Origin of the sequence: Streptomyces yunnanensis (assembly GCF_029011865.1) — a bacterium.
GTDB lineage: Bacteria > Actinomycetota > Actinomycetes > Streptomycetales > Streptomycetaceae > Streptomyces > Streptomyces yunnanensis.
This window is the reverse complement of sequence record NZ_CP095749.1, coordinates 6,165,765-6,180,187: the sequence shown is the minus strand read 5'-3', so window position 1 is coordinate 6,180,187 and position 14,423 is coordinate 6,165,765. Positions and strand designations below refer to the sequence as shown.

Below are 14,423 nucleotides of genomic sequence, written 5' to 3'. Positions count from 1 at the left end.
CACCCATGCCCCGTGCTCCACGCACCCCAGCAGCCCCGACAGGCACACCGCCCCCACCGTCAACGACCACCTCCGCAAGCGCACCCGCACCCGCCCGCACATCCACATCCACATCCACATCCACCGCGTACAACGGCAGACCGTCCGGACCAGTGTCGGCGCCCGAGGCCCGCGCGCCACTGCGCTGCTCCGCACCCCGCACCCTCCGCGCGATCACCCCGTCATCCCAGGCGCCCTCGGTCCCCGCACCCTCGATCCCGGCACCGTCGTCCCGCACCACCCCCTCCCCGCCCTCGTCGATCCCCGTCCCGGCCCGTCGCTCCCCGGACTCCGTCACCCCGTCACCGCCTCTCTCCCGCACCGGTCCGCCGTCGCGCGCCCGCGCTCCCGTTCGGTCCGCCGCTCCGTCTCCCACGCCTCCACCGGCCGCCTCCGACGCTGCTCGCGCTGCACCACCGACAGCGCGGCGATCAGTTCGGCCTGCTGGTCCGGCGGCACCGTCAGCCGGTCCAACGGGGCCAGCCGGCGCTCCCGTTCACCGTCGAGGGCGTGCTCCAGATACCTGGTCAGCAGCCTGGCGCCCTGGTCGCACAGCCGCAGCGCGCTCTGCGCCCCCAAGAGGTCGGCGAGGTTCTCGCCCGCCGTACGGGCCCGGCGCCCGCCCAGCAGTGCGGTGGCCAGCAACGCCGTCGGTTGCTCCCCGTCCACCGGGTCGTTCCGTTCGCCGGCCGCCCCGCCGCGCGTCTCCCGGGTCTCCTCTTCCGCAAGTTCCTCCAGGCAGCGCCGCCAGCGCCGGACGATCACGCCGATCCGGCCGGCGGCGCCCGCGGCACCGTCCGCCGCGGCCGGCGCCATCTCGGCCGCCGCGGGATCCCGCCGCCAGGCGCCCGCGGCCCGCTCGTCGGCCTCCTCGACGGCGCAGACCAGCAACGCGGTGAGCCCTCGGGTCAGCGCGTCCAGCAGTTCGTCGGCGCGCCCGCCGGGCCCGTGCGCCTGCCAGTGGGCGCGGGCGTCGCCGGCCAGGACCTCACCGGCCGCGACCTCGCGCCGCACCCGCTCGGCGGCCTCCTCGTACGCCTCCTCGACCCGGCCGGCCAGCCGCAGCGCCGCGGCGTGCTGCGCGGCGGCGGCCCCGGCCAGCGCGGGCATCCGGCTGCGCAGCGAGGCGATCGCGCCGGTGGCGGTCCGGTCCGCGGCGGCACTACGGGCGGCGGGGTCCAGGGCGTGGCGTTCGAGCCAGTCGCGCAGGCCGGCGACCGCCGTGGCGGGCAGCAGTCCGCGGCCCCCGCCCGCGGACTCGGGCAGCTCGGGAATGGTGAAGCGGGGTACGTGGCCGAGCCCGGCGCGCTGCAGGAGCTCCGCGTACCGCGCGGAGATCTCGGCGGCGATCTGGTGCGGCACCCGGTCCAGGACGGTGACCAGCGTGACGTCGTACTCCTTCGCGGTGCGCAGCAGGTGCCAGGGCACCGCGTCGGCGTACCGGGCGGCCGTGGTGACCAGCACCCAGACGTCGGCCGCACAGATCAACTCGGCGGCCAGTTCGCGGTTGCCGGCCACCAGCGAGTCGATGTCCGGGGCGTCCAGCAGCGCCAGGCCGCTGGGCAGCGCGGGGTCCGTCTCGATCCGCACGGTCGGCGTCCCCGGCTCCCCCGTCGCCCGTCCACGCCCCCCGCCGAGGCCCTTCTCGCCCCCCTCCCCTCGTCCCCCTCCGTCGTCCCGCTCGCCACCCTCGCCACCGTCCTGCTCGGGCACCCACACCCGGGTGAGCCCCGGCAGCACCCGCTGCCCGGCGAACCAGCGGTGGTCGTCGGGGTGGCAGACCAGCACCGGCGTACGCGTCGTGGGCCGCAGCACCCCGGCCTCCGAGACCCGCCGCCCCACCAGCGAATTGACCAGGGTGGACTTGCCCGCCCCCGTGGAGCCTCCGACGACCGCGAGAAGAGGGGCCTTAGGGGCGCACAGGCGGGGCATCACATAGTCATCCAGCTGGGAGAGCAGCTCCGCCCGGTCGCGCCGGGCGCGAGCGGCGCCCCCGAGCGGCAGGGGGAATCGTGCGGCGTCGACACGGTCACGCAGAACGGACAGTGCGTCGATCAGCCGGGGTCCTACGTCCAAGGTCGCCACATGTGAAGAATGCCCAATTTCGTTAGCTTTTTGAAGCGTATAGACCCTTGAGTGCGCCGCGAGGGTCCCTAAGGAACGAGATAGGTGCCAAATGGGATTTTCGTAACATCCAAGACGCAGGCATAACGAGTGCACAACACCCGCCGCGCGAGACGTCAAAAGCCGTGCAGGATTCGTACCTGCCTGCGATTATCGGGATCGCTTCACCGAACCTCCACAACGTGCCACGGAGGTGAAGCAACCGGGACGAGGCACCCGGGCCTCTATCCTGGTCCGCGGTCGTGATCCACGCCGACCACCCGGCCCCCGTAGCTCAGTGGATAGAGCAGGTGCCTTCTAAGCACTTGGCCGCAGGTTCGAGTCCTGCCGGGGGCGCCAGGCCAGACCCTCCTTCGGGAGGGTCTTTTTGCTGGTCAGCGCGGTGCGGTGTGGTGCGCCGAGGTCTCCGGGGTGCGTGGGGGTTGCGGCCCCAGGGGGCTGCTCCTGCCGCGTACGCTCCGCGCTCGCGAGAGTCGTTAGGTCCGGGCGTACAGGAGGCTGTCGTATCGGGGCTGCCGGCTTGCCGCAGGTTCGAGTCCTGCGTGGGGCGCACCGCAGAGTGGAACGGTTCAGTTCGTTTCCACAGGTCATCTGGCCTACGGGGCGGTGGAAAGGCCCGGGTGGCGTGTGCGGGCATGGACCCGAGGGGACCTACGGCATGGGAACTTCGGCCAGCCGCCGGCTACTTGGAGGCGGAGGGCTTCGTCGCCTTCCTCGCGTCCGGTCTGCGGTTCGGGCGTCCGCATATTCGATGTACCCGTACTTGGGGAAGGGGCGGGTATCCGGCGGGCTCGTGACGCGGTCATGGGTCATGGGGGATGGCGATATCCGGGTCCGGCGGTTGCTGCGCGCAGTTGCAGGAGTCGACGCAACGCGCGGTCGCCGGCGAGTTGTTCCCGTACCGGCGCGAGCAGTTCATCGCGGGTCAGTGATTCCGGCAGGGCTGGAGGGGCCTGGATGCCGGCGGTGATCCGTTCGGCCCGGGCCTCCAGGCTGGAATGTCACGCCGCTCATCCAAACGGAAGCGGCAAGGGCGTCGGCCCCAGTCGGCCGATGGGGTGGCCAGTCAACTGCCAGGCCCAGAAATGAATTACTGGATATGGATAACCGCGACGTCGGGTCGGCCGAGTCGAGCCGGTTCGCCGCGCCGTCCTCGGCCCCGACCGCCTCTCTTCCGCGAAGCCCGCTGCCTCGGCGCCCTCCAGGGCGTGGGGATGGCCACCAGCCGGGAAGTGGTCCGGGCAGGGATCCGGTCCGGGCAAGTACCGGCGGTCTTCCCTGTTGTGTGCAACCGTTCGGTTGCGGATCGGGGCGGGTAAGGCCGGAATCTGGGGGATTTTCGCAATCTTCTAGAATGCGGGGTGGAAGATTCTCGGGGTTTCCCGGGACCGTCCCGGCTCTTCAGTCGGCCGCGGGCATGGGCATGGGCAGGGGCATCGCAACCGAGAATCCGTGGATCCGGATGCCTTTGGCCCGTGAAAACGGGGAGCACCAATGAGCACTGGCGGGCGCAGGTCGTTCTTGCGTGGCAGAGCCTTCTTCCGGGGAAGATCTTGGTTCCGGGGCAGAGACTGGTTCCGGGGTGGAGCCTTCTTTCGGGGTGGAGCCGGCTTTCGTTTTCGTGGTGAGGGGGTGTGGGGGGATGGGGGTTCCCGTCGGGCCGCGCTCGTTGTCGACGGGGTGGTCATCGCGGCGGCCGCCGCGGAGTTGCTGACTCTCTACGATGCGCTCGACGCCCTCTCGGCGCTCGTGTGCCCGCCGTCGCTGTTCGCGCTGGTGCTGCGCCGCCGCTTCCCGGTGGCCGTGTTGTTCGCCACCTTGCCGTCCATGGCCACCGGCCACCTGTGGCTGGCTCCCATGATCGCCATGTTCACGGTGGCGTCCAGGACCGCCCGCCGTGCCGTCGTCGGCGTCGCGACGGCCGCGCTGTTCGCGGCGACCATGTGGTCCGGGTACGACCTCGACGGCGGGGCGGTGGACTGGAGCCACCATCTGTTCGTGGTCGAGGTGGCTCTCATGTTCAGCGTCGGCCCCGCCGGGCTCGGGCTGCTCTTTCGCACCCGCTCCGAGCTGCGGGCCAGGCTCGCGGACCTGATCGCCTCCCAGGCGCACGGCCGCCGCCTGGAAGCCGAGCGGGCCGTGGCGGAGGAGCGCACCCGTATGGCCCGCGAGATGCACGACAGCGTTTCGTACCACCTGGGCATCATCGCCGCGCAGTCCGGCGCCCTGTGGGCGACCGCCCCCGACGACACCGTCCGGCGGGATGCCGAGACCATACGCCGCCACAGCGCCGACGCCATGGCGGAGCTGCGGGAGATCGTCGGCGTTCTGCGGCACGGGCCGAGCCGGGCGGACGGGACGGACGCCCGGCTCCGCAACGTGCCGACCCTGGTGGAGGAAGCCCGCCTGGACGCGACGCTCGACTGTGGTGCTCTGGAGGCCCACACCATCGCCCCCTCCGTGGAACGAGCCGCCTACCGAACGGTTCAGGAGGCGCTCACCAACGTCCGCAAGCACGCTCCCGGTGCCCCGGTCGCCGCCTCCGTACGCCCCTCGGCCCGGGGCGACGCGCTCGTCGTCGAGGTCCGTAACCAGCCGGCGCCCCGGACACCTCCGTCGGTCGCCCCCGTGCTCGACGTGCCCGCGAGCGGCTACGGCCTCGCGGGGTTGAGGGAACGCGTCACTCTCGTCGGCGGCGCGTTCCGGGCGGAGGCCACTGCGGACGGCGGGTTCGTGGTGCGTGCCGAGTTGCCGCTCGGGCCTGCCGCTCCCCTCGCGTCGGGGCCGGCGCCGGGTCATCAGCCCGCGACCGCCGCCCAGGGCGAGTCGGGGTCCCGCTCGTAGACCGACACGTGCCGCAGGCTGGCGGAGGTGTACGGGGTGCCGCACCAGTCCTCCGTGCGTTCGACGAGCCGTAGCCCGGACAGCTCGGCCAGCAGATCGATCTCGAAGGGGAAGGCGTAGCGCAGTACGTGCTCACGGGTGGCCGGGGCTCCGCCGTCGATGAGGGTGTGCGTCGAGAGCATGAGCTGTTGTGAGCGGTCCACGGCGAGCGTGTCCAGCATGACGGTCTGCTCGTCGAGGTGGCGCATCGAGAAGTCCGGCTTCTCCAGGTGGTGGTACGGCGCCGGGTCGAACGCCTCCAGGACGAACCGGCCCCTGGGCGCGAGCTGTTCGCGGACCAGTCGCAGAGTGCCGAGCTGCTGTTCCTTCGTGATCGCGACGAAGAAGGTGTTCAGCAGCAGGGTCACGGTGTCGAAGACGCCGCCGGTGCCCTCTTCGGTGAAGTCGCCGAACTGGGTGGTCACCGCGGTCTGCGGGTTCTGTCTGTGCAGCTCGTCCAGCATGGCCTCGGAGCCGTCGACGCCGTGCACCCGGAAGCCGCGCTCGGCGAGCGGGACCGCGATCCGGCCGGTGCCGACGCCCAGTTCCAGGATGCGCCCGTCGGGCGGCGTGCGGCCGGCGACGAACTCGACCGCCTGGGCGGTGTCGTGGTCGATCGGATACATGCGGTCGTAGACGCTCGCCAGCTTCTGGTCGTAGAGCGCGTTGCCGAGGGCCATGGTGGTTCAACTCCAAACGGCGGGGTGGACGGGCGGGGGGGAAAGAGTTCGGAAGCCGGCCCGCCGCCGTTCGGGCGTTCAGCGGGTCTCGGCCAGGGCCGACGGGCGCAGGTGGCCTTCCGCGGCGGCGCGGTGTGCCACCACGGCGGCCTGGACGCGATTGGCCAGCCCCAGTTTCGTCAGGATCGAGCTGACGTGCTCCTTTGCCGTCGACGCGCTCAGCAGCAGCCGGCGCCCGATGTCCGCGTTGGTCAGGCCCTCCCCCAGCAGTTCGAGCACCTGCTGCTCCCGCTCGGTGAGCGTGTCCAGGCGCGGGTCCCGCTCGCCGTGGCGCGGACCGGCGCCGAGGTAGCCGTCGACGACGATGCGTGCTGCGGCCGGGGAGAGCACGGTGCCGCCCGCGGCCAACACCCGGACCGCGTCGGCGAGTTCCTGCGGTGTCGCGTCCTTCAGCAGGAAGCCTGCCGCACCTGAGCGCAGCGCGGCCGCGATGTCCTCGTCCCGCAGGAACGTCGTGAGGACGGCGACCGCGGGCGGGTCCTGGTGGGCCCGAATCCATTCGAGGGCGGTGAGTCCGTCGACCTCCGGCATGCGCAGGTCGAGCAGGACCACGTCGGGCCGGTGGGCCGCCACGGCTTCGCGGACCTCCCGCCCGTCGCAGGCGACCGGCACTTCGATGTCCGCTTCGCTCTCCAGAATGCGCTGCATGCACGACCGCAGCAGAATTTCATCGTCGACGATCATCACCCGGATCATCCACGCCCCCCGTCAGAGCAGCCCTAATCGGTCAAACCTCGTTCAAGGTACCAACAGACAAGGGATTCGAGAGCGCGGGGGCCGGAAAGGGAGCGCGAGGGAAATCGTTGTCGACGTGATTGCGCGAAGCGGATCAGACGGGCTCGGAGAGGTGCTCCGTGATGAGCTCCACCAGCTTCGCGTCCCACGTGGAGACGAGCAGTTCGATCTTCTTCGCGGAGCCGTCCTCGGCCGTTACGGTGCAGTCCAGGGCCGTTCCGAAACGCCCGCCGCCGGTCGCCGCGGCGGCCGGACCGGAAAGCGCCAGTGCTCTCGGGCCGGGCCCGTCCAGGACCACCCCGGACGCACTCACCACGATTCTCCCGCGATGCATGGCGGGACCTTGTGCCCGAATGCGGAACCGGCAGCGCAGCGTGATCCTTTCGCCGCGCCGAAAGGCGGCAATGCGACGCGCTGAACGTGCCCTGTCAAGACTCTTGCCGCCTATCCAGAACACCGTGTCCATCAGAGAAAACAGGACGAATTCCAGAAGCATGTGATTGCCCCTCAACTCAACTCGGGATGGCTGCTCGTACAAAACCCGGGGCCCTCATCGGCCCGGCGCACGGCGCGGTCCTGCATCGCCCCCACGATGGCCCGCACGTCGGCCAGCGCGGCGTCGAGCCCTTCGGTCAGCAGGACCCCCGCACAGCTCAGCGCGATCTCCGTGGCCCCCGCCTCACGGTAGCCGGTGAGCTGGTCCGCCAGCTCGTCCAGGGTGCCGTAGGCGAAGACCCCGCCCTCGACCAGTACGCCGGCCCCGGCCCACGGGTCGGCCGCATCCACGTCGAGGCCCGCCGAGCGGAGCATCGCCGCGTAGTGCTCACCGCCCAGGTGCAGCTCGTGCGCCGCGAACGCGAGCCGGCGCGGGTCCCGGCCGGGCCTGCGCACCGCGCACGGCACGATCGACGTCACCCCGGGGACCGCCCTGTCCCGGGAGGCGGCGCCGCGCGCGAGCGCAGGCACGATCCGGTCCCTGAGGTGGGTGGCCGGCGTCAGCAGGGTGATCGCCACGTCGGCGACCTGGCCCGCCGTGTACGCCATGCGCGGCCGCAGCACGCCGACACCGAGCGAGACGGGAGGGTGGGGGACCTGGGGGAGCCCCTCGTCCACGCGCACGTAGCGACCCTGGAAGTCCACCGACTCGCCGTCCAGGAGCCGTCGCACGACGGTCAGGTACTCGGCGACGGCGGTGCGCGGACTGTCGTACGGTGCGCCGCGCAGCGCCGTCACGAACGCCGGGTCGCCGGTGCTGTAGCCGGCGACGACGTCGGCGCCGGTCAGCAGGGCCAGCGACCTGACCTGTATCGCCGCGTCCAGCGGGTGGCGCAGAGCCGTCAGGGCCACGCTGGTGCCGACCGGCACGCGGATGCCGCGCCCGGCGAGGTGCGCGAAGGCATGGTGGGTGTCGACCAGCACCGACTGCCCCATGTAGAGCCGCTCCAGGGACAGCTCCCGGACGACTTCGCCGAAGGCGGTGAGGTGGTCCAGGTCGTACGCCATGAGCGGGTACATGAGGGACAGCGGGGGTGTTCGGGTCATGGGTGCTTCCTGTGCGGCGGCGGTCATGCGGAGGCTCCCGGCAGGTAGGCGTCGGCCTGGAGCCGGAAGAGGTGGGCGTACGTCCCGCCGCGTGCGAGCAGTTCCTCGTGGGTCCCCTCTTCGATGAGCGAACCGCCCTCCACGACCAGGATCTTGTCGGCGATGCGGACGGTGGAGAACCGGTGGGAGATCACCAGGGACGTCGCCCGGGAGCAGATCGTGCGCAGCCGGCCGAAGATGTCGGCCTCGGCCTCGGCGTCGATCGCGGCGGTCGGCTCGTCGAGGATCGCGATCGGCGCGTCCCGCAGGAAGGCCCGCGCCAGGGCGATCTTCTGCCACTGGCCGCCGGACAGCTGATGGCCGCCCTCGAAGTGCCGTCCCAGTGTGGTGTCGTAGGTGTCCGCGAGACGGTCGATGAACTCGGCGGCGCCGCTGGACCCGGCCGCTGCGCGAAGGCGGGCGTCGTCGTCGAGGTGTTCGAGGCGGCCGAAGCCGATGTTGTGCCGGACGGGCATCTCGTAGCGGATGAAGTCCTGGAAGACGACCCCGATGTTCCGCTGGAGGTCGTCGGTGTCGTACTCCTCCAGGGGCACGCCGTCGACGAGGATGCGGCCGCTGGTCGGCTCGTAGAGGCGGGAGAGCAGTTTGACGATGGTGCTCTTGCCCGCGCCGTTCGCGCCGACGATCGCGCAGCAGGTGTCGGCGGGGATGAAGCAACTGAACCGGTCGAGGGCGGTGGTCGTGGTGCCGGGGTAGCGGAAGGTGACGTCCTGGAACTCGATGCCGTGCGTCAGGCGCCGCGGGAAGGGCCTGGTGCCGCCCGTGATGCGCCCGTCGGGCAGCGTCAGATAGTCGAAGAGGTTCCCCGTGAACAGCGTGTTCTGGTACAGGGTGGCCACGCCGAGAAGCAGCCCGGTGGCCGCCGCGTGCACCGCGCCCAGCGCCTGTAGGTACCCGGCGAGCTCGCCGATCCGGCCGTTGTCCGCGGTGGATCTGAGGGCGAAGACCAGCGCGCCCGCCGAGCAGCCCACGCTGAGCAGGCCGAGCGTCGCCGACCAGCCGTGCCGGCGGCGTGCCAGCGCCCGGTCGACGCGGAAGAACTCCTGCACGAGGGACCGGTAGCGGCCCACGAGGTGGGGGCCGAGCTGGTACAGCTTCACCTCCTTGTAGGAGGAGTCCGTCGTCGTCAGGTCCTGGTAGTAGAAGGCGCGGCGCCGGTCCTGTGCGCGGTGGTACTCGATCGCGTAGCCCTGCTTGCTGAACACCACGTGCGCGGCGAGCGCGGGCAACGGCGCCAGCAGGATGGCCAGGGCGATCCAGACGTTCCAGGAGAACAGCACCCAGCTGACCATCACCAGTGATGCCAGCGCGGTGAGCGTGCGCATCATCTCCTCGAACACCTCGAAGGCGGTGCCGCTGCCGCTCTCCCGCAGCGCGCGCTGCAGCCGGTCGTACGCCTCGGGGTCCTCGTAGGCGCTGAGGTCCATGCGGGTGCCCTTGACCATGACCCGCTCACCGATCTTGGCCGTGAACTCCAACTGGAGCAGGGAGTTCAGGTACTGCGAGAGCGACGTCAGGATGTGCTCCGCCACCGCGACCGCGACGAGACCGACCGCGGCGCAGGTGAGCCGGTCCATGGCGTCCGGCACCCGCGTGAGGGCGTCGACGACGGCCTGCACGGCCCTGGCGGTCAGCCAGATTCCGGCGGCCGGCACGGCGGCGGTGAGTGCCGTGGCCACGGCGAGCACGGAGACCCTCAGGGGGCTGAGTCCCCAGAACGTGCGCAGGACGAGCCACCAGTAGCGCAGGTCCCGGGAGAGGCGCCGGTGCTCCTCGGGCACGGCCTGGCCCCTGGCTTCCTGATCAGTCACGGGGCCTCCCCCGCAGGCAGTTCAGGACGTGCCCCCAGACCAGGTAGCAGCGGTCCTCGGCGGGGCGGTCCATGGGCAGCAGCCGGTTCACCTGCATGTGCGCGAGGCTGGCCAGGACGGCGTCCCGGGTGCCCCACAGCGTTCCGGCCGCCTCCGCGTCCGCGACGGCCCGCGAGGCCCGGCGGACGGCGTCGGCCTGGCCGGCGAGAACCGGGGCGAGGCGCTCGTGGTGGGCGCGGCCCCGCAGGTGCGGGCGGCGGTCCCAGGGGGCGAGCAGCTCGCACAGATAGTCGCGGTCCTTCTTGTACCGCTCGCGGGCCCCCTTGTCCTCGGCGGGCCGGGGCATGGCGGCGAGACGCTCGCGGACGTCGAGACCCCACTGGGCGTACAGCGCGTCGACGGCGGCCAGGGTGACCGCTTCGGCGGTGAGTCCGGGCTCCTTGTCCCAGAGGAGACCGAGCAGTCGGGCGGAGACGGCGCTGTTCGCCGCGAAGAACTCCTCGATGTGGTCGTACACGGCGGGACCGCCGTACCGGCTCACCTCGGGGTGGTACGTGGCGACCTCCAGGCGCTCGGCGATCCCCCGCCGGACGAGGGAGCGCCCCCAGTCCAGGAGCGGTTCCAGGGCGGACGTGCCGCCGGCCGGTGTCCGGGTCCTGATGCGCAGGTGCGCGTCGGGGTCGGCGTACCGGATGTAGAACCACCGGTCGACGTCGGCGCCCGCGGCCCGTATCTCCCGGACGAGTCCGGCCAGTTCGACCGCGGCGATCTCGTCGTGCAGGTCACGGGCGGCGTACAGCTTGAGGTACGACCACGCGGAGCCGGGCAGATGGCTGGGGCGGGCGGTGGGACGGGCCTTGCGTCGTATCTCCTCCGCCGCGGCCTCGCGGGCCGGAGCCGTATCCGGTGGCGGCGCGGCCTCGGTGCCGGCGGGCGCCGCCAGGAGCGGAATGACGACCTCGGCGAGGTGCCCGCGTCCGGCGCTGTCGCGCAGCCAGGTCCCGTCGGGATCCGGCAGCGCCTCCTGGAGCGTGACCCGCTCGTCGGCCGCCCGCAGATCGGTCAACAGCTCGTCCGCGCAGGCCGGGTGGTCGAGGTCCAGGAGCAGCCGGTTGTCGTCGTCGGCCAGGTAGACGTGGCGGGGAACGCCCCAGGTGCGGCGCCACTCCGTCAACTCCGCGGCGGTGCGCGGTACGGGGACGGGCGCGGTGTCCAACGGGGCCCGCGCGCCGGCCGGGTACAGGTTCCACTCGGCGGCCCGTACGACGACCCGGCCCCGCACGACGCGCGGCAGGTACGGGGCGCCCTCGACCGGGCCCCAGGTGAAGCCGGTGGGGATCGCGTACCTGGCGCGCGAAACCTCCAGCAGGAACCGGCACACGTTGGGCGCGCCGAGCGGGCTGAGCATGTGGTTCTGGACGACCACCAGTTCGCGCCCGAGCCGTGCCGAGTAGAGCCGCAGGCCGTCGTCGGTCGCGCCGACATGGATGTCGGAGAGGTCGATGATCCGGTCCGGGGCGGCGGAGGGTGCGACGTTGACGGGGATCTCGTAGCCGTGGACGGCGGGCCGGATCGCCACGTTGGCGCCGCGCCCGTTGCCGGGCAGGTAGGCCAGCTCGGCGACCACGACGTCGGGCTCCAGGGCTTCCCGGGCACGGGCGTAGGAGCGGAGGCGTTCGGCGGCGGAGGGCCCGAGGAGGTGGAAGAACCGCCCGAAGGTGCGTCCGCCCTCGCCGAGACCGTCGCTGTTGAGCACGGCACGCCAGTCGCCGTCGTCAATCGCACGGGCACTGGACGCGGCGATCTGGACGTACGCGTCGACGCCGGGGCACCAGCGCCGGGTATCGCCCTCGTCAGCGGGGACGAGCCTGCGCAGCGCCTCGTCGCTCAGCTCGACCTCGTCGGCTCCGCTCCGCCACGCCTGGGAGGCCAGGGCGACCAGGGCCCGCGCGGTGCGCGGGTCTCCTTCGCCGCCGGTCTGGTGCATGACCATGGCGCGGGGCGGATCGAGGTAGCTGTTGGGGGCGTCGAGGCCGCGCTCGGCGCTGAGGAGTTCGAGGACGGGGACGAGCGCGTCGCTTCCGTACCGCTCCATGAACGCCTCGTGATACGGCGCGAGGTGGTCGTATCCGCCGGGCGCCGCCCGGCCCAGCCGGGCCAGGCAGCCGACGGCCTCGGCGACCTCGTCGGCGACCTGGCGGTTGATGGCCGTACCGACGAGGCCGAGAGCGGAGTCGACCTGGAAGGGCTGGTGCCGGTATGCGGGGACGAGGGTGCGTTGGGCCAGGCGCAGCCTGTCGAGCGCGCCGGTGTCGTCGTGGACGGCGGTCCGGGTCATGTCGACGACCTCGCGCAGTCCGGCCACGGCGGGGTGCTCCACCCCGGCGGCAGTGAGCCGGGCCAGGACGTACGCCTCCGGACAGGGATCCGTGACGGGCGGCCGCAGGTCGGTGACGAGCAGCCCGAGGCCGACCAGTTCGGCGACGAACGCCGAGATCCGCTCGGGCCCGACGGCCGGGAACCGGTCGGTCAGTTCGGCGACCACCTCGGCGTACGGGACGGGCGCGGCGGCCGGGGCGAGGCGCCGGATGTGGCCGAGCGGACCGGTGTGCCGTACCCGCACCGATCGCCGATCGGCGTTGCCGTGCACATCCGAGGAAGGCAGGACGAGCCGGTCACCCACCCGGTGCGCCATGGCGTTCATGGACACGCTGAGCCGCCCGAGCACCTCCGGCGCGCCCTCCAGGTCCTTCACCAGAGCGAGCAGCCATCCCATGTCGGCCCGCACCCGGGCGGACGCGAGGGGGGTCTCGCCGAGCCGGGCGGTGGTGGTCTCGCCGAAGGAGCCGAGTGCGACGCCGGAGAAGGCCCCGAAGGGGGTGGGGCGGGTGCTCATGCGGGTGAGGTAGCGCAGGGCCCGGGAGTGGACGCGCCGCATCTCCTTGCCGCTGGCGCGTCCCTGTGCGGCCTCGACCTTGGCCAGCCCGTCGAGCAGTCCGCTGCCTGCGGCGACGAGCCCGTGGCGTACGCGGGGGTTGTCGGCCATGGCGCGCAACCGGGCGCGGGTGCGGGCGGGGTCGCGGTCGGCGAGCGTCTCCCGCCAGACCTCGACCGGCAGGGCAGGCGCCCGCAGGAGAGGGAAGTCGAGGGCTTCGTACCGCGGCATGGGGCGGGTCAGGTCCTTGTCGATTGCGTCGATTGCGTCGATTGCGTCGATTGCTTTCATCGGAGAAAGAGCACCCGCCACCAACTGGGCCTCCGGCCGGTGGCTACGGCACGGAGGGTGAGGGCGACACCGGCCGCGCCGGTGAGGAGCCCGGGATTGTCGACGACGTGCCCGGTGGTCTCGCGGTCGCGGTACACCAGGGCCCGCTCGGGCTCGGCGGCATCGAGCAGCTCCGCCACGAGCCGGGCGAGTCCACGCGCGGCCCCCTCGCTGCCCCGCGCGGCGAACTCGTGGGCGAGCGCGACGCATCCGGCGAGGCCGTGGCACACGGTGGGCGAGCGCGGCACGTCCCCGGCGGCGACCCGGTCGAGCAGCCCGTCCAGCGCGGCGAACGCCCGTGCTTCCAGGGCCCGGTCGCCGGTCGCGTCGGCGACGGTGAGCAGCCCGGCGGCCACTCCCCCGGTCCCGTGGCACCAGGCGGGCACGGCTTCGTCCCCGTCGTCGGGGTGCGGGTCCACGGGGACGGACCGCGGCCACTGGAGCTGCCGGCCTCCGCGGCTGCCGACCTCCAGCAGCCACGCCACCAGCCGGTCGAGGACGAGGCGTTGCCCGGGCAGTCGGTGACCGTGCCGCCAGGCGGTGGCCAGGGCGGCGGCGATACCCGCTGCGCCGTGGGACATCCCGGTGTCGAGCCGTCCCTCGACGGCCCAGCGCTGATCGGCACCGACCCACAACAGGTACCGCAGGCACCGCTGAAGCGCCTGCTCGACGAGCGGGGTCGCGGGGCGGACGTGGCACAGGTGGGCGAGGACGCCCGCGCACCCGTAGACGAGGTCGTAGTGGTGAGCGGCGACGGCACCGGGCCGGCGGGGCAGCTCCATGGCCAGGACCTGCCGGGACAGCTGTTCGTCCAGTGCGGCGAGGCTGGGCAGAAAACGGGGCTCGTCGGCCGCGACCTCGCGCAGCGCGAAGGCGAGGCCGGCCGTGCCGTCGAAGAGCCCCGGGTGCGTGAGGGCGTCCTCTCGCGTGGCGGCGAAGGCAGCGCGCACGAAGGAGAAGGCCCGGTCGCGCGACCGCTCCCCTTCCGCGCCGCGCTCCGCGGTACGGGCTGCGTGGAGGTGGAGGAGCGCCAGCCCGGCATGCCCCTCGCTGAGGGAAGCGCCGTTCCAGAAGGACACCTCGCTCTGCCCGGCGGCGCGTGCGGCGTGCGCATCGGCGCCGGCGGGGCTGTCGAGTCGTTCCCGGATCACGCTCGCGACGGCGTTCGCGCGGGCCGCAAGTCCGGTCGGCAGGAGGGGGCTGGGGTGCATGTGTGGGGCTCTA

Annotated in this window: 9 protein-coding genes and 1 tRNA gene; 2 read left to right on the top strand and 8 right to left on the bottom strand. The window is 72.5% G+C overall.

Annotated elements, in window-relative coordinates; all coding sequences use genetic code 11:
* Window positions 1-333: 333 nt before the first annotated feature.
* Entirely contained in the window at window positions 334-2,115 is a 1,782-nt protein-coding gene (locus MOV08_RS26985) for a dynamin family protein (protein ID WP_239010143.1), read from the bottom strand.
* A gap of 311 nt (window positions 2,116-2,426) precedes the next feature.
* Here MOV08_RS26985 and MOV08_RS26980 point away from each other — a divergent pair.
* A tRNA-Arg gene (locus MOV08_RS26980) sits at window positions 2,427-2,502 on the top strand.
* Window positions 2,503-3,843: 1,341 nt separating this feature from the next.
* On the top strand, window positions 3,844-5,007 hold the full coding sequence (locus tag MOV08_RS26975) for a sensor histidine kinase (RefSeq protein WP_275309195.1): 1,164 nt from the start codon (window positions 3,844-3,846) through the stop codon (window positions 5,005-5,007).
* On the opposite strand, the gene MOV08_RS26970 is transcribed toward MOV08_RS26975, so the two are convergent.
* From MOV08_RS26970 to MOV08_RS26940, 7 genes are all read right to left on the bottom strand, one after another.
* The gene (locus MOV08_RS26970) at window positions 4,962-5,726 is read right to left on the bottom strand and encodes a class I SAM-dependent methyltransferase (protein WP_275309194.1); all 765 of its coding nucleotides are present in this window, start codon (window positions 5,724-5,726) and stop codon (window positions 4,962-4,964) included. The two genes, MOV08_RS26975 and MOV08_RS26970, sit on opposite strands and share 46 nt — an antisense overlap.
* Before the next feature lie 78 nt (window positions 5,727-5,804).
* Complete coding sequence (locus MOV08_RS26965; RefSeq protein WP_039636315.1) at window positions 5,805-6,482, bottom strand: response regulator; 678 nt, start codon at window positions 6,480-6,482, stop codon at window positions 5,805-5,807.
* Window positions 6,483-6,615: 133 nt separating this feature from the next.
* Window positions 6,616-7,017 carry a hypothetical protein gene (locus MOV08_RS26960; RefSeq protein WP_159030889.1) on the bottom strand — a complete coding sequence of 134 codons (402 nt, stop codon included), beginning with the start codon at window positions 7,015-7,017 and terminating at the stop codon, window positions 6,616-6,618.
* Window positions 7,018-7,028: 11 nt separating this feature from the next.
* Window positions 7,029-8,063, bottom strand: a complete 1,035-nt coding sequence (locus tag MOV08_RS26955; protein ID WP_275309193.1) for an LLM class flavin-dependent oxidoreductase — start codon at window positions 8,061-8,063, stop codon at window positions 7,029-7,031.
* Between the two features lie 23 nt (window positions 8,064-8,086).
* On the bottom strand, window positions 8,087-9,934 hold the full coding sequence (locus MOV08_RS26950; RefSeq protein WP_275309192.1) for an ABC transporter ATP-binding protein: 1,848 nt from the start codon (window positions 9,932-9,934) through the stop codon (window positions 8,087-8,089).
* Complete coding sequence (locus MOV08_RS26945; protein ID WP_275309191.1) at window positions 9,927-13,160, bottom strand: lantibiotic dehydratase; 3,234 nt, start codon at window positions 13,158-13,160, stop codon at window positions 9,927-9,929. The genes MOV08_RS26950 and MOV08_RS26945 overlap by 8 nt, the downstream gene beginning before the upstream one ends.
* On the bottom strand, window positions 13,157-14,410 hold the full coding sequence (locus tag MOV08_RS26940; protein WP_275309189.1) for a lanthionine synthetase LanC family protein: 1,254 nt from the start codon (window positions 14,408-14,410) through the stop codon (window positions 13,157-13,159). The genes MOV08_RS26945 and MOV08_RS26940 overlap by 4 nt, the downstream gene beginning before the upstream one ends.
* Between the last annotated feature and the right edge of the window lie 13 nt (window positions 14,411-14,423).